Here is a 20,319-nt window from a genome sequence, read left to right as displayed (position 1 = left end):
CGGTCAGCGCGGCGATCGCGGCGGCCCGCCACCCCCCCAACGCGGCCGTGAAGGCGAGGCCCACGACGGTGCCCGGGTAGGTGATCCGGTTCGGGATGATGTAGTGATCGAGATCGATGAAGAACACGATGAGCAGGAGCGACCCCAGGATCATGCTCTCAGCCGCGCGGAGGCTCACGCCGAAGGTCAAGACACTTTGAACGAAGAGCGCCCCGGCCAGCCCCTCCACAAGCGGATAGCGCCGACTGATCGGGGCCGCGCATCCGCGACATCGCCCTCCGAGGAAGAGAAAGCTCACCAACGGGATGTTGTCGTACCAACGGATCGGCGACTGACAGGCGGGGCAGTGCGAACCAGGCCAGACCACCGATTCCCCACGGGGCAACCGGTAGATGACGACGTTGGCAAAACTCCCGACAATGAGGCCTAGGGCCAGCGCGATGAGTACCACGGCCAAACGCCTCGCTACTCCGGACCCGAGCCCCACCGCGCCGGCCAGCCGGCGCAGAGGATCACCGGGGCGGGCACACCGTGGCCGGCCGGTACCCCCGGTCGAACGCCTCGCGCTTCGAAAGGAACAGCATAGGATGGGCGATGGGCGGAAGCGCGGAACAGGGGTACTGGTAGAGGAGCTTGGAATCGGCGTCGCCGACGACGAGCAGGTCCGCGGGATTGAATTTCACCCCGCGGATCGGGAGCTCCGGGTACCGAATCGCGACCTCAGCGTTGCGCGTGCCCGCGCGGGGGATCCCTCGGTTGGCCGCGGCGGGATCCCGGCTGAGCGCGACCACCTTCTGCGTCGCCGCCCACCCCTTGTCGTAGTCGGACGGCGCCTGCGAGAAGAAGGCGTTGCCTGGCCGGGGCGCCTTTCGCGTTGGGTACGCGATCGCCAGCAACTGCCATGCCGCGAGATATTTATCGTCGATGTTCACGGCCCGCTCAAGCGATGCAATGGACTTGTCTAGGTAATCGGCCCCGTAGGGGATGGAGCCGTTCCGGTAGTAGACTGAGGCTTCCCAGTACGCATCTCCCAGCCAGTATGCCGCATCGGCATCGCGGGGGTTCGCGGCCAGCGCGTCCTGGTAGACCTTGATGGACGCCATGAACGCCGCCTCATTGGGATAGATCTTCGTCGCATCGTAGGGAGGCACGGCCGCCCGGGCCCCCCCTGCCAGGAGGGCGCTGAGCGCGATGGCGATGAGCAACGTGCGCACGCGGACCACCCCTCACGACCCCTGCTTCTGGAGAATATGCGGGGTGATCACGAAGATCACCTCGTTTTCGGACTTGTCGTTGGACACGCTCTTGAAGAGCCACCCGATGATCGGGATATCCCCGAGGAGCGGCACCTTCACCGTGGTCTGGATGTCGTTCTTCTGGATGAGCCCCGCCAGCACGATCGGCGTCCCGTCTTTGACCGTCAACGACGAGTCCGCCTCGCGCGTCGCGATTGTGGGCGGCACGTTGGGCGCGGGGGCGGTCTTGATGCTGCTCACCTCCGGGTGCATCTTGACGCTCACGAAGTTGTCCGCGTTGATCCGCGGGGTAATCTCCAGCTTCACGCCGGCTTCGATGATCACCACGGAGGGCACGCCCTGCGCGTTGATGACCTGGAAGGGGATCTTGTCGCCGATGTTCATCCTCGCCGTCTCGCCGTCCCGAACGGCAAGGCGGGGGTTGGCCAGCAGCTTGGATTTGTTCTCTTGAATCAACGTGTTGAGGGTCGCCAGCACCGCCGGTGCCGTGATGCCCACCGCCGGCGCGAAAGGCACCACGAACGCTCCGCCGGTGGAGGTGAACGTGAACGGCGTGGACACCTGCCACGCTACCCCGAGGTTCTTCGTCACCGAGGTGGGGACTTCGACGACCATCGCCTCGACCATGACCTGCGGCAGCGCCGTGTCCACCTGCTGCAGCAGGGCGTCGATGATCTGCATTTGGCCGGCCGATGCCGTGAGCACGATCGAGTTGCTGACCTTGTCGACCTTCGCGGCTTTGGACGTGTCCGGCAACCGCGCCCCCAAGAGATCGACGAACGTGGCGGCGTCAATGTAGTTTATCTTGATCACCCGGGTCACCGACCGCTCGGCCGGACTGTCCACCCGGGCCAGGAGATCCGCGATCTTGGCCTGATCCTCGACCGAGCCCACGACGAGGAGCGAGTTGGTCCCGTCGTCGATGACGATCTGCTCCTTCTTGAGCCCGACGAGCGGGAGATACTGGGCCGCAAACGCGCCCGCCTGCATATTCGCCACCTGGTACTGCCGGAGCACGGGCCGCGCCAGCTTTTCCCTCGTGGCGACGATGATGTTTGGTCCGACGGTCGCGTAGGCGAGACCGTTCGGTTCCAGCACCAACCGGAGGGCGTCCTCAAAGGTCACGTTGATCAACCGGACGGTGATCGTGCCCTTCACGCTGGAGTCCGTGACGACGTTCACGTTGGCCAGCTTCGCGAGGGCGGCGATGACGTCCACGATCTGCGCGTTGCGAAGCTCCAGGTTGATCAATCCCTGGCTTGAGATGGTCCCGGCGGCCGACGGCCCCGGGGCCTGCACCGGCCTGGGAGCGCCCGGAGCCGGAGTCGCCGGCGGCAGGGGCAACTGCGCCATCTCCGCCCGAGCAGGAGGCAGCACCGGCATCGCAACGGCCGGCGGGGCTGCGGGCGCCTTGCCGGCAACGGGCTGCGCCGCAGCATCACGGGTGATCCCCACCAGGATCGCGGTGTTGTCGGGCGCCGGGGTCAGACGAAACTTGGTGGGCTGGCTCAGCTCCACGACCACCCGCACGACATCATCCGTATACTGGCCCACGCGCACTTTCCTGATGAGCCCCTTCACCAGGGGCAACGCCCCCGCGGGCATGCCGAGCCGCGCGCCCTGGATATCCACGACGATCCAGCTTGGCTGGATGTCGCGGGTCTGGTAGCGCACGGGTCCCGTCGCCACGATAGAAACCTGGAGTTCGCTCGGGGCCTCCTTGAGGGTCACCCCCGTCACCTTCAACGACGCCGCCTGGGCCTGCAAGGCCGGCCAAAGCGCGAGCGTGAGGACGAGCATGAGTCCGATCGAGACGGATCGTACAGCACCCCGCAGCGGGATGGTCATGATGATCGCTCACCTCCAAAACCCAGTTCGAACGTTGTGTTGTTCTGCTTCATAACGACCTTATCGGGCAGGATCGAGATCACGACGGCATCGCCCACGCGTTCTCCCACCCCGACGATGTACGTTTGGCCTTCTGCTTCGATGATGGCGACTCGCTGGCGTGATCCCATGATCCCCGCTACCCTCATCCCGGCTCCCGGTGGAGGTGTGGCCTGGCCGGGGCCTCCAGGCGTGGCGAAGCCAGGAGGCATCGGAAGCCCCACTCCCGGCACGGGTGGAAGCACGGGCCCCGGCGTCGCACGCTGTGACTCCGGTACGGCGAGCGGGGAAAACGGATCCGCGCGTCCCCGTTGCCCCGTCCCTACCGCGGCCACCTCAGGATCGGCTTTAGACCCGGCCGGTGCGCTGGCCCCGGGCGCGGCCGGTCCAGGCTTGCCCGGGGGGGTCGCACCAGGGGGCGAACCCGCGGCCACTTTCGATGTCTGCGGCTGCGACGCCGGAGCCATCGTCCCAGACGGTACTTGACCGCCCGGTGGCGTCGGCTTGGCGACTGGGGTCGTCCCGGCGCCGCGCGCGACGCCGGGGGCAGGGGTCACCGCCGGCGGAACGATCGGCGCCGTCCTCAGTGGGGCCGACGCTTGAGTGGCCGGTCTCGACTGTGGCTGTGACGGTTTACCCGCCATGCCGAGGTACGCCAGCACGGCGACGAGCACGACGAGCGTGCTCGCCACCGAGAGTGGAACCAACGCTTTCTTGGGGATACGCGGTTTCATCGTCCTCCACCGCTTTCGGGCACGAAATAGGTCACCGCGGAGAGCCCGATGGCCAGTCTGGGCCGCTCTGCGCTCTCGCCTTGTTTGGGAGGGAGCGGCGTAATCTTGAGGTCGGACATCGCAATATATCGCGGAAAGTTTTCGATCCCACGGACGAAACTTTGAACCTTGTCAAAGGTGCCCTCGGCGTTGAGTTCCAGGTTGAACTGTTGCAGGCCCAATCCAGGCGCGGGAGATGCCGTGACCCCGGGTCGAGGAGGCTGTCCGCTCTGTCCCTGGGCCTGGCCCTGCGTCGGGCCCGGACGGATCAGGGTCAGGTTCGCGCCGACCTGCGCCGCCAGTCCCTCGAGTTGGACCAGCAATGTCGGGATCTCCTTGCTCGATGGCAACTTTGCCTCGGTCTCCGCCACCTGGTGCTGTAGGTCCTGCAGCCGGCGCTCGAGCTGGTCCTTCTTCGCGGCCTCCGCCTGAAGGCGGGTGAGCTCCGCCTGCTTGGTCTTCAGCTGCAGCGAGACGACGTTGATTTCTTTCATCTTGGGTGAGTAGATGAGGTAGTAGAACCCCACCCCTACGACCAGGAGGGCCACAATCAACAACAGCAACTTCTCGCGCGGGACCAGCGGTCTCATCGGGATCCTCCCGTGACAGAGGAGGCGGTCCGGGCCAGGGGGTCGCGCGGCGTGGTGTGTTCGGCCCTGGACGGTCCGGTGATCAATTCTCCGGTGATCTGAAACTTCACCACCTCACGCTCGCCGACTCTGTCCTTCGAGGTCGAGGTGAGATCCACGTTCCGGAAACGATCTGTGTCTCTCAGCGCAACCATGAAGCGCGCCACCGACTTGTACGTGAAGGTATAGCCGTCGAAGAGGACGTTATGTCCTCCCCCCTGGGTGGTGACGTTGACCAACCAGACATCGCTCGGGATGACGGCTTTGATCGCCTCCAAGGACGAAGAGGCCGGCAGCTGCATCGCCAGCAGCGTCTTGAGCCGCGCTTGGCGATCCTCGAGATTCCTGACCAACGAGTCGAGCCGCTGGACCTCCAGCGCGACCGGGCGGAGGGCGTCGAGCTGCTTGTTGACAGTGTTCAGATCAGAGTGCAGCCGCGACACCCGGCTGCCCAAGTACAGGGAGAACGCGGCCAGGATCACGACCAGCGCCACAACCCCTCCGATCGCCACAACGGTTCCCGGCGTAGGGCCCGCCGGGCGGCGTTTCCCTGGGGCTAGGAGGTTGATCGTTATCATCGTGGTTATTCCCCCCTCAGCGCAAGACCGACTGCGACCGCCATCATCGGAGCAATGTCGTTCAGATATTCTTGTGGGAACGCCGCCTCCGTCCTAAACGTGGCGAACGGGTTGCCGACCTCCACGGGGAGGCCGAGTTCCTCGCTCAGGAACGGGGCCAGATTGCGCAACTTGGCGGTGCCGCCGGTGAGCACGACCTTGGTGACGGCCTGCCCCCGCGACCGCGTCTGGTAGTAGTCAAGGGACCGGCGAACCTCGGTGAAGATGCTGTTGATCACCGGCAGGATGGCGTCGTGGAGATGGACGATCGTGGGATCCTCGGGCTGCTGCCCTTCGAGCAGCAGCTGCGCCCGGTCCTCCTTGAGCGCTTGGGCGGCGGGGAGCTCGAGGCTCAAGGCTTCGGCGATCGCCTTGGTGACTGCGTTGCCCCCCGTGGAGATGTTCCGGGCCAGGCGCAGCCGCTCCCCTTCCATAATGATGATGTCGGAACTCTCCGCGCCAAGATCCACGTACACGACAGTCCCGGGCACATGGCCATTCCGATGGCCGACCGCACGAAGCATCGAGAACGGCGCAACATCGAGGATCCCGGCGGACAGACCGGTCGTCTGCAGGGCGGCGAGTTGACGGTTGACGACCTCCTTGCGGGCGGCCACGAGCAGGATTTCCAACTGCCCTTCCTCGGGCGCCTTACCCAGAACCTGAAAATCCCGGCTGACATCCCGAACCCCATAGGGGAGGTAGCGTTCGGCTTCATACGCGACCGCCTGTTCGAGTTCCGCGTCGGGCATTTCAGGCAGTTTCAGTTCGCGGACGATGACGGCCTCGCCCCCGAGTGCCGTCACCACGCGGTTGCCGCGGATCCCCGCGGTGGACAGCAGGCTCTTGATCGCGGGGCCGAGTGCGTCGGCGCTTGCTGCCACGCCGTCGGTGATCGCCCCGACCGGCGTCGGGGCCACCCCCAGGCGGGTGACCTTGAACGAGCCCCCGCCGGCTGGAACCACCTCGACGGCTTTGAGCGTATGACTCCCGAGGTCTAACCCGATCGAAGACCGGCTCCCGAACAAGCCCATTCGCAGCGGCCTCCTTGAGGGATAACCCGAACCCTTATTCGACCTTTCGGCTCAACTGTCCTGCCATCCGATTGACGAACAGGCGTTCTAGGGCAAGTCAATATGACGTTCCATTTCAACGCGGAAAAACTGGAAGGACGCGTTCCCTGCCTCCTCGTGACTCATTCCATCATATGCCGCAAACACCCGATCCTTAGACACATATGACTCATGTTTTCGACACACCCCGGGCCCAGCCCGGCGCCGTAGACTCATCGGGACCGCGCGATCACCGGGACGGTCTTCGCCAGCACGATCACATCGAGCCACAGCGACCAATTGTTGGCATACCAGCGTTCGAGCCGCGCCCGCTCGCGCAGTTCCAGCGCGTTCTTGCCGCTCACCTGCCAGAGGCCGGTCATGCCGGGGCGGACGCCGCACATGCCATCGTGCTCGAGCATGGCCATCTCGAGGGGCAGGTAGGGCCGCGGCCCGACGAGGCTCATCTCGCCCCGAACGACGTTGATGAGTTGAGGAAGTTCGTCGAGCGAGGTTCGTCGGAGAATTCTCCCGAGAGCGGTGACGCGTGGATCATACGCCCGCAGCTTTCGGTACCGCGCCCACTCGAGGGCCGCTTCCGGATGAGTGTCGAGGTAGGCTTCTAGGAGCCTGTCGGCATCCTGATACATCGTTCGCAACTTGTAGCAGGCAAATGGATGACGCCCTCGCCCGATCCTGGGCTCGACGTGCAATGCCGGCCCGAGGGAATCGAGCTTGACTGCCACGGCGAGCGCGGCGATGAACGGGAGGAGGACGATGCCGAGCACGCCTCCCACGACGAGGTCGAATGCCCGCTTGAGCGCGAGGTTCCAGGGTTTCAATAGATTATTGGGGACGCGGAGGAGCAGGGCGCGATCCTCCATCAGCCCAAGCACCTCCACGCCGAGTACGGGGGCTTCGGCGAGATCCGGCACGATGAGGATGTTTTCCGCAACGTCGCGCAATCGCTCGATGAGTTGGAGAAACTGTGCACGATCCAAGTCCGGAGTGGCCAGGATCACCTCGCGGGCGCCGAGCTGCACGGCCCGCTCAGGGGCGGCGCTCGGGTCCGAGACGACCTCGACGACCTCGTAACCAAGCGTCCGGTGGCGGCGAAACGCATCCACCAGCCCCGCGGTGATGGCGGCCCTGCCGACGAGCAGCGCCCGTTTGCGCCACGGCCCTGCGACAAACAGGGCCTCTTTCACCGCCCCCCGGGCGAGCGGCAGCGTGATCAGGAGGACCACCCACGCCAGGACGACGACCGGGCGCGACGCGTCGTTGCTGGATTTGGCGACCGATAGGATGGCAAAGACAAGGATCGTCCCGGCCGTCGCCGCGAGGAGGCAGCGGCGCACTTCTTCCCAGTAGGGGTCGCGGCGAGTGTACAGACCTGCGTAGGCCATCGCCCCGACGTACGCAAACAGCACCCACCACAGCACCACGTAGTGGCTCAGCGGATAGGTCGGCCGGTAGAACGCCCGCGAAAGGGCGGGCAGCATCGACACCCGCATCGCCACCGCCACCCCTACGGCAAACGCCAGCACGATGAGGTCCGCGGCCAGCAGCACCACCAGCGAGAAGAGCCGCGCCGCGGCCGACGAGAACCCTCGCTGACCCGAATGCCACAGCGCTCGGTCGGCTACCTCTTGTGAAAAGCTTGGCTCCGCGCGCTCCACCATTCCTTCAGGAATATGCCCATAAACGCCGCGTCTCGGACGAGGTAGCGCTTCCAGAGCCGCCGCGGGTTGCGCGCCAGCCTCCACAACCACTCGAGTCCGGCCCGCTGCATCCAGGCGGGCGCCCGGATCTGCACCCCGGCGACAAAATCGAACGCCGCCCCGCAGCACAACGCCACGCCCGCGTCGAGCCGGCTCCAATGGCGGTGCACCCAGAGTTCCTGCTTCGGCGTTCCCAATGCCACGAAGAGCACCGACGGCCTTGCCGCGTTCACGGCGCGCACGGCCGCCTCGGCCGCTTCACCCTCGTGCGCGAAGCCATCTGGAGGCGCATACACTCCGGCGATCCGGAGTCCCGGGAAGCGGGCGGCCACGCGGACCGCCGCCTGGTCGGCGACGCCCGCCGCGCCGCCCAACAGAAAGACGGTATATCCGCGCGACGCCGCCATCCGGCACAGCGCCGGGAACAGGTCCGAGCCCGCCGCCCGCGCCCGGAGCGGCTGCCCTATCAGCCGGGAGGCCCACACGATTGGCATCCCGTCAGCAAGTCTGAGGGCCGCTCCCCGGCATGCGGCTCGGAACGCCGGGCAGTCGCGGTACAGCACCAGGTGGTCCACATTCGGGGTGACGACGTATCCTCGGCGGCCGTGGACGAGCGCCTGCTCCACCGTGGCCACAGACTGGAACAGGTCGAGGTTGTCGAAGCGGAGCTCTCCAATGCAGACCCGTGCGGGATGCGGGGCGTCTCCGTCCAGAACCCAACCGGCGTCCGCGATCAAAGCCCAACCGCTCCGGGCACGCTCTCGTGATACACCTGTTCTACTTGGTCCACCACTCGGTCCCAGGAGAAACGCAACGCCGCCTGCCGCGCCCGCTCGCCCATCTCCACCACCTGCTCCACCGGGAGCCGGAGGGTGCGGACCACGGTCTGGACGGCACGTTCCGCATCGGCGAAGTCGACGAGGATGCCGTTGTGGTCCTGCTGGATGAGTTCCCGATGGGCCTCGATGTCGTTTGCGATGACGAGGCTTCCCGTGGCCATCGCCTCGATCACAGCGATGCCAAACCCTTCGAATGACGACGCGGCGAGGACGAGGTGCGCCCGGGCCAGGTAATCCCTGAGCGCCGGTCGATCAACAGCGCCAGCAAACACGACCCGTTCGGCCACCCCCCTGGCCTGGGCCCGCGCCCGGAGGGACGCCTGCAGGCCCTCCCAGTCCGGCCCCACGACCACGAGATGGGCATCTGAGACCTGCCGGTGGATCTCGGGAAGAAGATCGATGACGCGGTCGATGCCCTTGTGCTCAGCGATGCGTCCCACCATCACCAGCAGCCCTGCGTCCACGGACTTCCTCACATCGAAGAAGGCGTCCTCGACGCCGTTGCCGATGGTCACTCGCTTGCGCGCAGGGACGATTGGGGCGAAGAGCCGGTCGTCCTGCCCGCTGACACAGATGACCCGCGCCGTCTGAGTCAAGGCCAACCGTGTGATGGTGCGGAAGTAGATGCGCTTCGCCGTCATCGCCCAGCCGGTGTGGAAAAAACCGCCGTGCGTGGTGACGACGATCGGGGTGCGGTGGCGCCACTTCGTCGCCGCCAGGAAGTCGACGAAGAAGTCGATGGCATGGACGTGGATGACCGCGTGACCCCCGGCAAATCGCAAGATTTCCGGCGCGAGAAAGTACCGCCGTCCTCCCAAGAACGGCAGGCGGTGGACGCGGAGGCCGTCGATCAGTTCAGTGGACGGCAAAGCCTGAGGGTTCTGCCATACCCTCCGAAGCGTGACCACCTCACACTCATGCCCGCGCCGTTGGAGACGCCGGCAGAGCGCCGTCACCGCACTCTGGAGGCCACCTACCGATGGGGAAAATTGCCGGACGACGTGGAGAATCTTCATCGAGGTTTCGCGTACGATGGTGCCACGGCACCACGCACCATCAGGCTGACCGACAACGATCCACTGTCGATCACTTCAATAGGTGTTCTCGGAGCCGACCGGTGCGGGTCAACTGGCCGCGGATCCAATGATAGGTCCGGCTGAGCCCCTCCTCCAGGGAGACTTGCGGCTCCCACCCCAACACGCGCCGCAGCTTGGTGTTGTCGCTGTTGCGGCCGCGCACCCCTTGTGGCTTTGTGGGATCGTAGCGCTTGACGATCCGCTTCCCGGCGGCCCGCGCGACGATGTCGACCAGCTCGTCGATGGTCACCAGCCGGTCCGACCCCAGGTTCACCGGCTCGTGCTCCTCGGTCTCCATCAATCGCCCGATGCCCTCCACGCAGTCGTCGATATAGCAGTAGGACCGCGTCTGCCGGCCATCGCCCCAGATTTCGATCTCGTCTCCGTCCTGCGCCAGCGCGATCTTCCGGCAGATCGCGGCCGGGGACTTCTCCCGCCCGCCGTCGTACGTCCCGAGCGGCCCGTAGATGTTGTGAAAACGGACGATGTACGTGCTGAGGCCGTAGTCCTCATAGTAATGCCGGCACATCCGCTCGGTGAAGAGCTTCTCCCACCCGTACCCGTCCTCGGCATCGGCCGGGTACGCGTCCGCTTCCTTGAGCGGCGCCACCTCGGGCACATTTTGTCGGTAGCCGGGGTATACGCAGGCAGATGAGGTGAACAAGAATTTCCCGATCCCGTTCAACCTGGCGGCTTCGAGCATGTGCGTGTTGATGAGGACGCTGTCGCGCATGATCTCGGCTTTGTACTCGGTGATGAAGCCGATCCCCCCCATGTTCGCGGCCAGATTGTAACACACGTCCATGCCGCGGGTGGCCTGGAGGCAGTTGGCCCAGCGGCGCAGGTCGAGCAGCTCGAACTCGTCGGCGGCCGTCGCCTCATACTCCGGGCGCTTGATATCCACGCCGCGGACCCAGCACCCGCGGCGCTTCAGCGAGGCCGTCAGGTGATGTCCGACGAACCCCCCCGCGCCGGTGACCAGAATCTTTGCGCTCACCAGACCTCTCCTCCAGGCAGGATCATCGATACCCGCGCGGGCCTCATGCCGTCCCCGTGAGCCGCGGACTATGACGGCCTCGTAACCGGCGGGACCAGCGCAACATCCGCGACCCTAAGAGAGACTTGGCCATGAGTAGCAACAGCCGAGGGCTTACAACGGATGGGTCTGCCGTCACCGCCTGAACCCAGGCCTTCCACGCTGCTCTTATGTCCGCAGCAACGTAATGGTCAATGCCAACTCTGGCAAGTATCCTGCTGCGATAGTAGGCACGCTTAGCCTTCAAATCGCTTGGCATGACCGGATCGAGGCTTTGCCGGGTCAAGATATGCGTGGCATCACCTACGGTGAAGAAATGCTCGGGTCCACCGGCGAGCTCCACGTTTCGCCGCGTCTCAGGGCCCCAGACGCCTGGTTTCACATGCGTGTAGTCATGGGTCTGGTGAATCGCCATGACGCAAGGAGTCGCGTCGACGACGGGAACGCTCAGCGAACGCGCGCGGAAGATCAACCAATACTCCCAAAAGAACCGTCCAAGGACGAGTTGCGGTAAAGTTTGCCAGAGTCCTCGAGTGAACACGAAATAATCTGGACCATACGGGTCGCGAAAGGCACCGTGGTTAGAGACGTAGGATCGGAGGCGGTTTTCCCAATCTCGTTCCTCGAAGTCCCAGGGTGCGTCGATATCGACGTCCCACCGCTGCCCTATCATCAAAAAGCGCTTCTGGCCGGCGAGCCGGGTGACCGCCGCCGTGAAATCACTCATCAGCATGATGTCGGCGTTGACGTAACAGAGGACGTCGTTCGTGGCGACGCGCTCCGCCACCGCAAACACCGAGTCGAGAAGCGGCGTTCCAAATTCGTTCCGAGCCACTTCCGGCACGTGCCGTGCGCCGCACTCCTTCGCCATCTCGACCGTGCCCTCGTCGTCGCCTAAGAGGACGATCTGGCAGGCCGGCCGGAGCATCGCCCAGCTCTTGATGGCGTTACGCTGAATGACCCCCACCTGGTCTCGGAAGGGCTTAGGAATCGCAAACAGTGTGAGCATCCTAAACCCTCGAGCCTCGAGGCAGCGCAACCACGTTTCGGCTCCTGGTGCCGATCGGCTGTGACAACGGGACCAGTTCAGCGTTCAGGTCGGAGAACTCGTACAGCGCGTATCCATACCCTTCCAAGAAGGCCAAAACCGCCTCGACGGAAGCCCTTTGACGATGAAGCGCCTCCTCGAACACCTCGATCAGGACACGGGGTCGAAACCGGGTGAGCGTCTCGACTGCCCCTGCCAGCACCTTCAGCTCGTGTCCCTCGACGTCGATCTTGACGAGGTCCACGCGCTCGAGCCGCTGGGTGGCCACCAGGGCATCGATAGTTTGCGTGCGGACGCCTTCCTCCCTCGCCGTCACCACCGCAGGATGGAAGAACGTACCAAGGGTATTGTGGCCGGAATTCCACTCCCAGGCAATTCTCAGGCTGGCTTCCCCGATGGAGTTACTGGCGGCCACCTGGATGCAACGGATGTTCTGGAGGTTATTGAGTGTGACGTGGAAGGCGAGTCGCTGGAACTCCCGGGCGCTCGGCTCCAGGGCGATGACCAAGCCTGACTCCCCCACGAGCCTGGACGCGACCATCGAGTACAGACCCATGTGGGCTCCGACGTCGATCACCGTCATCCCCTTGGTGAGCTCCTCGCTTAGCCAGATCAGCTCGTTTGGCTCATAGGTTCCTGTAAGGAACAGGACGCGTGACATCTCGTTACCGGGCCAGACGGCGATGAGGAGATCGGCAACCCACCGCATGAGCACGGGGCCCTTTAGGGAAGACCACAGGGCGAGACGCCCCGAGAGCAGGGGATCCGACGGGATATCGACGCCCCAATGCGTGTGCCAGCCGGGGATTCGGCGCAACGTGGATGGGGTCCCGTGGATCTCGGGCGGCAGTTCTGATAGCGAAAGCGGCGGGTGCTGCGGTGGCTGGCTGGATACCGCTCGTGGAAGAGCCAGTCGCATCATGCGCCAAGTGATGCTTGCGCCCAATATCTTGGAGCGGAGCTTAAAGACACAGGAGAGTAGCGACTTGATGCGCCGTCGGAAGAGTTGCATCAGCCGCTCACCGATCAAGCGGGTGTTTCCTGGATCCACCGCGATCGCTTGCACCAAGAAGCGAGCGGCCGGTAGCCAGTCCCGAGGCTTGGCGATTCGAAGGTAGTCGAGGGCGAGCGCATAGGCCCCACTGATCGCTCGACGCTGAAGGCGCCTGAGTCTTGGCGGCAGTCCAGGATCGGCGAAAAAGCGCTGGGTCAACGCAAGCTTGCCCGGGATGAGGTTCTCCGGCCTATCACCCCAATTGGTGGACCGCACGCGGTCCATCGCAACCCGAACGGGAAGCTTAGCGAACTTCCCGCCGGCTCGTGCGATTCGCAACCAGAGGTCATGATCATGGCACCAGGCAGGATAGAGCCACCCGACTTGCTCGAGAATTCGGCGACGCATGAAGGAGGCGGGTTGAAAGATCACGTGGTGGCAAGAACGAAGCGCATGTTCCAAATCCCACGTGCGTGGCACAAGATCCCCGTGGACCCGTCCATGTTCGTCGATCGCGCGGGCAATCCCGTACACAACGTCAACATCCGGTGAGTGTTCAAAGAAGTCGACCACGGTGCGGACGGCGCCAGGCTCCCAGAGATCGTCAGCATTCAGCCAGGCGAGGATCTCACCTTTGCTGAGTTGCCAGCCTCTGTTGATGGCGTCGAATGGGCCGCGATCAGGCTCGGAAAGCCACCGAATCCTATCGCCATACCGCTTGAGGAGGTCAAGTGTCCCATCCGTAGAGCCGCCGTCTACGACGATGCACTCCAGAAGAGGGTAGTTTTGGGTAAGAATACTCTCTAGGGCGGCTGGAAGGTATCGAGCGTCGTTCTTGCACGGAACGACAACCGAGACCGCCAGTCCAGGCTCTGACTGGTCGTTGACGTTCTCGGGCCGCGGGGGGGAAAACGTCCGCTGGGGGCACTGGGATTCGGTGGAGAGTGGAGGATGCTTGTGGACTTGCGTCGGCATCATTGCGCGTCGCTACCTTCCCGCGAGCTCGGCCGCAGGGACCCTGGTGTCCCGGGACGGGCTCTCACTCGACGATGCTGCGAGAACACGTAATTCACAGGGGATATTGAGGATCCCCGACCACTCGTCTCGAGGATGCGTCAAAGGGAGCGTTGCAATGATCAACTCGGGCACGCAGTACCATTCGTCCACCAGCGCTCCCTCACTGTAAAGACTCACTTTCCAGGAATACGACCCAGGCTTCAATGGCAGGCCCGGGAGGGCGTATTCGAGGCCGTGAACGCCAGGGGCCAAATCGAGGTGATCCGTCGACCACCCCCACATCAGTTGGTGGTCGCTGCTCCATAGCGCGATCCCGTGGTGTCCGCGCCGAATCGGCTTGTTGACCTGGACGATGAACTTTATCCTCACAGCCCCCTGCGTCGCCAGCACGTTCGGTTGTTCTCCCTGGTGATCGACAATCTCCCAACCCAGGAACCTCGCAGCGACATGGCCGGATGTATCTTCCGCTCTCGACTCGCCCATGCGCACAGTGGAAAGCGCTGTCTCGTAGGCGCTCACCACCTTCACCGTCGAATCGAACATCTTCACGCGTCCAGTTTCAAGCCACAGTACGCGCGTGCACAGTTTTCGTATCGCATTCATCTGATGGCTGACGAAGAGGACCGTGCGCCCTTGTGTCCCCACTTCCGCCATCTTTCCCAGACATTTCATTTGAAACGCCGCATCTCCGACAGCCAACACTTCATCAACAAAGAGGATCTCCGGTTCCAAGTGCGCGGCGACCGCAAACGCCAGTCGCACATACATGCCGCTTGAATAGAACTTGACGGGAGTGTCGAGAAACTTCTCTACTTCGGCGAACGCCACGATCTCGTCCAATTTGCCGTCCAGCTCACGTTTTTTCATGCCCAGGATAGATCCGTTCAGGTAGATGTTTTCGCGACCCGTCAATTCAGGATGGAACCCAGTCCCCACTTCCAGGAGGGACCCGACCCGGCCGCGGACCCGAGCGAGACCCTCCGTCGGCTCGGTAATCCGTGAAAGGAGCCGCAGGAGCGTGCTCTTGCCTGACCCGTTGCGCCCAATGACCCCGACGGCCTCACCTTGATCGATTTCAAAGGACACGTCTCTTAACGCCCAAACGAATCCGCGCGATGCGCGCCCTGCAGCCATCTGAGTCCGACCGCTGAAGGCCATGCGGAATGGTGCGGAGACTAGCTGTGTCAGCACATCGCGCAGTGCTTTGTACCGCTGCAGCTCACCAATGGGGTATCGTTTCCCGAGCCCCTCGCTCCGTATGACAGGGCCGGACACGCCTATCGCCCCCCGCCGCCGACGGCATCGACGAATGTCCGTTCCCTCAGGCGAAACCAGATGATCCCGCTAATAAAGAGGCAGCACGAAATGAACACGGACACGACAAGCATATGCGAAGGGCCTTCACCGGTGCCAAGAAGGGCCCAGCGAAACCCCTCTACCACTCCTGTCATCGGATTGAGCCCATAGAGGACGCGCCACTGAGCCGGGACCAAACCACCCGGATACACGACAGGCGTCAAGAAAAACCAGAACTGGTTCAGAAAGGGCACGACGTACATGACATCTCGATACTCGATATTTAGCGCAGAAAGCCAGAAGCCCACCCCAAGCGCGGTGATGAGTAAGAGCAATACGAAAGCGGGAAACCAGATCATGGCGGGTGTCGGGGCAACTCGGTAGACGACCATGAAGACGCCAAGCAGCCCGGTCGCTATGGCGAAATCCACAGTTGCCGCAAGTGTCGTCGCCAATGGGACACTGATCCGCGGGAAATACACCCTCGCGAGGAGTTGCTGGTTCGCGACCAGGCTGGTCGTTGATTCCGAGATAGAGCGCGAAAACAGCTGCCAGGGCACCAGAGCGGCGAGAGCAAACAACGGATACGGAACGCCAGCCGAGGGCATCTTCGCCAGCTTGCCAAAGAGCAGAGTGAACACGACCACCATGGCGAGAGGCTGGAGAATTACCCAGGCAACCCCAATGATGGTCTGTTTGTAGCGCACCTTGACGTCTCGCCAGGTCAGGAAGAAAACAAGTTCCCGATAGGCCCACAGTTCTCTAAGGTCGAGAAATCGCAACCCGCGCGTGCGCCGGATGATCACTTCCCGGCTGCCGTCCGCTTGTGCGCCGGAATGTCGTCTCTGTTGATCGGATTCGAGGACGGTATTCATTCTTGGAAAGCTTGTTCCTTCAACACATCTCGGCCGTCACACACATGTGCCACCCGAAGTGCCGCTCCAGCCACCGGAAGGCCGGCTCCGGCATGATCCGGAAACACCATGCCTTGCAATACCGGTACTGCACATAATCCCGTACTTGATAGGGGAAGATGTGATGAATGCTGATCTCCCGGATCCGAAATCGGTCCAGCAGCATCGGGATATGGCGAGGGAGATATGCATAGGTTACCGGACAACCGATCTGCGCCTCCGAATACGTTGCTAGGATCTCATCGAGAGCCCAAAATCGGCCATGACCGCGAACAAGCAGGATATTGAGGACCTTCCATGATCGCCTGTGATAGACCATCATCTTGAGCGTGCCCCCTGGACACAGATATCGCCCAATTTGCCTAATGACATGCTCAGGATGCGGAGTATGATGAATGACACCAAATGAGTAGACGAGATCATAGGCTTCCACAGGAACAAAATCGGACAACTCTTCCGCATTGCCCACGTAAAATCTGATCCGATCCTCCAGCTCATACACTTCTGCGCGACGCCTTGCAATCCCCACCGACTGCCCTGAGACATCGACTGCTGTGACCCGCGCTCCATGGCGGGCAAAATTCACAGTATCAGTGCCGATGCCGCACCCGATCTCCAACACTCGCTTACCTTGCCAACGATCAAACTCAGCGAATTTCGGGATGTGCGGCTCCACGGAATACTTACGGCGCTCCACCTCATCGAAGTACTCGCGTGTGCCCAAGGGCTTAGGCGAGTGCCGAATATTGCACGGCCGCGCATTCCAGTACTCGGCGACCTCGTTAATGGGAGTCGAAGCGAATCCTCCCGTGTTCATCGTGCCATGCGCCGCGCTACTCGCACCCCACCGCCCGGGTTCTGCAATGAGTCCAGGTGGGTACGCGGGCCCGGGGAAGTCCTTCCCCCTGCAGACGGCGATGGGACCATGCCCATCGGGATGTACTTGACACAGGGCCCCAGTTTCGATGAATCGAGGATCCGCCAGCAGTCGACGACCACGGCAGGCGTGTCCGAAAAATAACTCTGGTCGATGCATCGAAATTCCTCTGCCTGTGTGGTGATGACACAGACAGCGCTGCCAGCCACGCATTCTTTCACCGATCTCGCGTAGCTGATCCGGTCCCCAAACACCGCCCGCGCGCCGTCGAGAGCCAAAGGATCGTACACGGTAATGCCGGCGCGTTTCTTCAACAACCGCTGGATGATCTGTATGGCCGGAGACTCTTCCACCACGGGAGTATTGGCTTTATAGGCGAGACCGAGGATCGAGACACTCTGGCGGCTGCCGGCCGAGAGCTGGTGCAGGACGAAATCGGCGACGCGCTCGGCCCGGTCTCCATTCATTTCATCAGACGCCTTCGCCAACTCCGCGTCCACGCCAAGGCGACCGGCAAACGCGGCAAACGCGCGGTTGTCCCGCGGGAAGCACGGACCACCGAACGGGAGGCCACCCTTGAGTGTATGGGGAGAGATCCGTCGGTCGGCGCCCAACGCCTCCGTGATGCGGTCGAGATCGGCACCCGGGATTGCCTCGCAGATGCTCGCCAGTGTGTTCGCGAAGCTGATCTTCATCGTCACGTATGCGTTGAGGCTGATCTTGGTGATCTCGGCACTCACGACCGACATGCGTGCGATCAATGGCTCGTTTTGGCAGACGTGCCGGTAGATCGACGCCAACTCACTTCCGGCGCGGCGGTCGCTCTCACCGATCAACACCATGTCGGGATTCAAGAAGTCTCGGATGACGCTACCCAGAGCGATGAATTCAGGATTGTAGCAGACGCCGAAATCCCTGCCGAGCGCTTTGCCCGACACTCTTTCGATCAACGGGATGAGACGTTCATCGGTCGTCCCAGGCGACACGGTTGATGTGATCACGAAGAGATGGTATCGCTTTCGCGTCCGCCGAAACGCATGAGCAAGATGCGTCAACGCCTCCGCAAGGTATTTGTCTGAAAATTGGCCATCAGGCTGTACAGGCGTCGGCACGATCACGAACGTGATGCCGGATGCCTCTATCGCGTCCGCGTATTGAGTCGTGGCGCGAAGCCTCGGACCGGCTGTGGTGATGAATTCCTGGAGCTGGGGCTCGTGGACGGGCATTTCCCCTCGATTGACTGCCCGGACGGAGTCCTCGTTGATGTCGACCCCGATGACGTCAAACCCACGGGCCGCAAGGCATGCGGCAGTACACGCTCCCAGCTTGCCCAGCCCGATGACTGACAGGGTCGTCCGCGCCGGAACTTCTTCTAGAACCCTTGATGCCGGGGCATGGGAAGGCTTCATCGTCTCACCTGTAGTGGTTTCTGCCCCAACGCTTCATCGTTTAGACGCCGGCGCATCACGGCTGCGCAGCGGTACTATCTCTGGGCGAAGCGATTCAGCATAGTGGTTTTCAGTCTCACCAAGGCCGTCTGCGCTACGCGTCTCGCCCCGATGGATCGACGCACCTCCACACTGGGGCGCCCGGCGGTTCTCACCGGCAACGAACGGAGATACTCGTGGATGCGGCCGGCCGCCCTCGCCTGCGAAAATGCGTCTCTGACATCGCGCATGCCTCGACGTGCCAGTCCGGGGAGCATCCTCCGATGATCGTAGGCCAGCCGGAGCACACGACGAACCTCGTCCACTTTGACTTCCGCCCATCGGTGTCCGTGGTACATCCGACGCAGCTCAGCCAACCGCTCATCAACGGGCACCAGCCGGCCGGTCGGCCTGATGAGGAGGCTGTTCTGCTCATTCATGAATTCGGTGCTCCCGCCCCAGCCGATCGCGGCGACCGGTTTGCCCATCGCCATCGCCTCCATACACGGCATCCCCCACCCACTGGCGCGCTCCGTAGAAATGTACAGGTCGCACGTGTTATACAGTGCGCGGAGCTGCACGGCGTCCATGCGCTGCGCGATGACGGCGACATGCGGAAGGTCCGTTCGTCGGGCCAATGAGGCGGGCAGGCACCCGCGGACGAGCCGCTCGAGTTCTGCCCCAGCATGCCGATCCGACTGGGTCTTCAACACCAGGGTGACGTCATCACGTGCATGAAACTCCGCGCAGTAGGCCTCCAGCAAGAGATCAAACCCCTTCCGCCAGTCAAACGGGAAGACGTAGAGGAAGCAGAATCCGCGGCGGGCGCCGATCTCCAGCCGATCTGTGACAGGCTTGAAAAACTCCGTGTCCACCCCGTACGGAAACACCCTCAGCTTCGCGGCATCGATTCCTGAAGCCGAGAAGGTCTCGTAATTGAACCGTGATGGGACCCACAGCTCCTCAATACTTTGAGACCCAACGGCCCAATTCTCGGGGATCCGGTCGGTTTCAAAGATCGTGTAGCCGATTCGCCGCACGACATTTTTGAAGCGGACACGAGGATAAAAATCCGGCGTGTAATGCACGAGCCCGGCGGGGTACGGTCCCACATCGGTGCCACGCAACCTCACAAGCCGGGTCCCTACCCCCGGCTCGAGAAGCTTCCGGTCATCTGCCCCCACGATGCGCAGCTGCACCGGCAGTCCTGCATCGGTGAGACCAAACACGAAGGCACGGGAGACGGCTCCGTAGCCTGAGGCCTCGAAGGCCGGACCGACCCACATTAATCCAGTGACGCCGGGCGTGTGCAGGATGTTACGCGGCACGTTGCCTCACACGACAGCCCCCGCCGCCTCCCGGTAGACGTCCAGCGTCCGTGCTGCCGTCGCGGCCCAGGGAAAGGCCCGCGCCCGCGCCGCGCCCCGGCCCTTGAGCGTCGCGCGCAACGCGTCGTCGGCCAAGACCCGTCGGATGCCGTCCGCAATGGCGTCCGGGCGCGCCGGGTCGACGAGCACGGCCGCATCGGCGGCGACCTCCGGCATCGACGAACAGTCGCTCGTGACCACCGGCGTGCCGCAGGCCATGGCCTCGAGGATGGGGAGCCCAAACCCTTCGTACAGCGACGGGAACAAAAACGCGCTGGCACCGGTGATCAGGGCGGGCAGGGCTCCGTCGGGGACAAACCCGCAGAAGCGCACGTGGCCACCGAGACCCAACTCTCGGGCGCGGCGCGGGCGCGGGCCTTTCCCTGGGCCGCGACGGCAGCACGGACGCTGGACGTCTACCGGGAGGCGGCGGGGGCTGTCGTGTGAGGCAACGTGCCGCGTAACATCCTGCACACGCCCGGCGTCACTGGAT

General features: G+C 63.3%; 20 protein-coding genes. 1 reads left to right on the top strand and 19 read right to left on the bottom strand.

Going from position 1 to position 20,319, the window contains the following annotated elements:
* The 13 genes from VFP86_01905 to VFP86_01845 all read right to left on the bottom strand — a co-directional run.
* Positions 1-451 (bottom strand): prepilin peptidase (locus tag VFP86_01905; GenBank protein ID HET8998378.1); only part of this gene is annotated, 451 nt, incomplete at its 3' end.
* 61 nt (positions 452-512) lie between these two features.
* Positions 513-1,214, bottom strand: a complete 702-nt coding sequence (locus VFP86_01900; protein ID HET8998377.1) for a hypothetical protein — start codon at positions 1,212-1,214, stop codon at positions 513-515.
* A gap of 12 nt (positions 1,215-1,226) precedes the next feature.
* The gene (locus VFP86_01895) at positions 1,227-3,104 is read right to left on the bottom strand and encodes an AMIN domain-containing protein (GenBank protein HET8998376.1); all 1,878 of its coding nucleotides are present in this window, start codon (positions 3,102-3,104) and stop codon (positions 1,227-1,229) included.
* Positions 3,101-3,877 carry a hypothetical protein gene (locus tag VFP86_01890; protein ID HET8998375.1) on the bottom strand — a complete coding sequence of 259 codons (777 nt, stop codon included), beginning with the start codon at positions 3,875-3,877 and terminating at the stop codon, positions 3,101-3,103. The genes VFP86_01895 and VFP86_01890 overlap by 4 nt, the downstream gene beginning before the upstream one ends.
* Positions 3,874-4,506 carry a type 4a pilus biogenesis protein PilO gene (gene pilO, locus VFP86_01885; protein HET8998374.1) on the bottom strand — a complete coding sequence of 211 codons (633 nt, stop codon included), beginning with the start codon at positions 4,504-4,506 and terminating at the stop codon, positions 3,874-3,876. Before pilO ends, VFP86_01890 begins: the two co-directional genes overlap by 4 nt.
* On the bottom strand, positions 4,503-5,123 hold the full coding sequence (locus VFP86_01880; GenBank protein ID HET8998373.1) for a PilN domain-containing protein: 621 nt from the start codon (positions 5,121-5,123) through the stop codon (positions 4,503-4,505). The genes pilO and VFP86_01880 overlap by 4 nt, the downstream gene beginning before the upstream one ends.
* Before the next feature lie 5 nt (positions 5,124-5,128).
* On the bottom strand, positions 5,129-6,196 hold the full coding sequence (gene pilM, locus VFP86_01875) for a type IV pilus assembly protein PilM (GenBank protein HET8998372.1): 1,068 nt from the start codon (positions 6,194-6,196) through the stop codon (positions 5,129-5,131).
* Between the two features lie 251 nt (positions 6,197-6,447).
* Positions 6,448-7,893: an exopolysaccharide biosynthesis polyprenyl glycosylphosphotransferase gene (locus tag VFP86_01870; GenBank protein ID HET8998371.1), complete on the bottom strand. Its 1,446-nt coding sequence runs from the start codon at positions 7,891-7,893 to the stop codon at positions 6,448-6,450.
* Positions 7,857-8,672, bottom strand: a complete 816-nt coding sequence (locus VFP86_01865) for a WecB/TagA/CpsF family glycosyltransferase (GenBank protein HET8998370.1) — start codon at positions 8,670-8,672, stop codon at positions 7,857-7,859. Before VFP86_01865 ends, VFP86_01870 begins: the two co-directional genes overlap by 37 nt.
* Positions 8,669-9,790 (bottom strand): glycosyltransferase family 4 protein, encoded by a 1,122-nt coding sequence (locus VFP86_01860; protein HET8998369.1) that lies wholly within the window; start codon positions 9,788-9,790, stop codon positions 8,669-8,671. Before VFP86_01860 ends, VFP86_01865 begins: the two co-directional genes overlap by 4 nt.
* 70 nt (positions 9,791-9,860) lie before the next feature.
* Positions 9,861-10,847 (bottom strand): NAD-dependent epimerase/dehydratase family protein, encoded by a 987-nt coding sequence (locus tag VFP86_01855; protein HET8998368.1) that lies wholly within the window; start codon positions 10,845-10,847, stop codon positions 9,861-9,863.
* A 43-nt stretch (positions 10,848-10,890) separates the two neighbouring features.
* Positions 10,891-11,895: a hypothetical protein gene (locus VFP86_01850; GenBank protein HET8998367.1), complete on the bottom strand. Its 1,005-nt coding sequence runs from the start codon at positions 11,893-11,895 to the stop codon at positions 10,891-10,893.
* Position 11,896: 1 nt separating this feature from the next.
* Positions 11,897-13,204 carry an FkbM family methyltransferase gene (locus tag VFP86_01845; protein HET8998366.1) on the bottom strand — a complete coding sequence of 436 codons (1,308 nt, stop codon included), beginning with the start codon at positions 13,202-13,204 and terminating at the stop codon, positions 11,897-11,899.
* 276 nt (positions 13,205-13,480) lie between these two features.
* On the opposite strand from VFP86_01845, the gene VFP86_01840 reads away from it, so the two are divergent.
* Positions 13,481-13,735 carry a hypothetical protein gene (locus VFP86_01840; protein ID HET8998365.1) on the top strand — a complete coding sequence of 85 codons (255 nt, stop codon included), beginning with the start codon at positions 13,481-13,483 and terminating at the stop codon, positions 13,733-13,735.
* A gap of 180 nt (positions 13,736-13,915) precedes the next feature.
* Here the strand turns inward: VFP86_01840 and VFP86_01835 are convergent, their stop codons facing one another.
* The 6 genes from VFP86_01835 to VFP86_01810 form a co-directional block, all read right to left on the bottom strand.
* On the bottom strand, positions 13,916-15,079 hold the full coding sequence (locus VFP86_01835) for an ABC transporter ATP-binding protein (GenBank protein ID HET8998364.1): 1,164 nt from the start codon (positions 15,077-15,079) through the stop codon (positions 13,916-13,918).
* Positions 15,080-15,222: 143 nt separating this feature from the next.
* Positions 15,223-16,116 carry an ABC transporter permease gene (locus VFP86_01830; GenBank protein HET8998363.1) on the bottom strand — a complete coding sequence of 298 codons (894 nt, stop codon included), beginning with the start codon at positions 16,114-16,116 and terminating at the stop codon, positions 15,223-15,225.
* 19 nt (positions 16,117-16,135) lie between these two features.
* Positions 16,136-16,972, bottom strand: coding sequence for a methyltransferase domain-containing protein (locus VFP86_01825; protein HET8998362.1), 837 nt, complete (start codon positions 16,970-16,972; stop codon positions 16,136-16,138).
* Entirely contained in the window at positions 16,969-18,441 is a 1,473-nt protein-coding gene (locus tag VFP86_01820; GenBank protein ID HET8998361.1) for a nucleotide sugar dehydrogenase, read from the bottom strand. Before VFP86_01820 ends, VFP86_01825 begins: the two co-directional genes overlap by 4 nt.
* A 74-nt stretch (positions 18,442-18,515) precedes the next feature.
* The gene (locus VFP86_01815) at positions 18,516-19,787 is read right to left on the bottom strand and encodes a glycosyltransferase (protein ID HET8998360.1); all 1,272 of its coding nucleotides are present in this window, start codon (positions 19,785-19,787) and stop codon (positions 18,516-18,518) included.
* A gap of 6 nt (positions 19,788-19,793) precedes the next feature.
* Positions 19,794-20,319, bottom strand: a 526-nt coding sequence (locus tag VFP86_01810; GenBank protein HET8998359.1) for a glycosyltransferase family 1 protein, incomplete at its 5' end; no start/stop codon positions are given.

The organism is bacterium (assembly GCA_035703895.1).
GTDB lineage: Bacteria > Sysuimicrobiota > Sysuimicrobiia > Sysuimicrobiales > Segetimicrobiaceae > Segetimicrobium.
The sequence above is the reverse complement of the archived record's forward strand: the minus strand, read 5'-3'. Positions and strand labels throughout refer to the sequence as shown.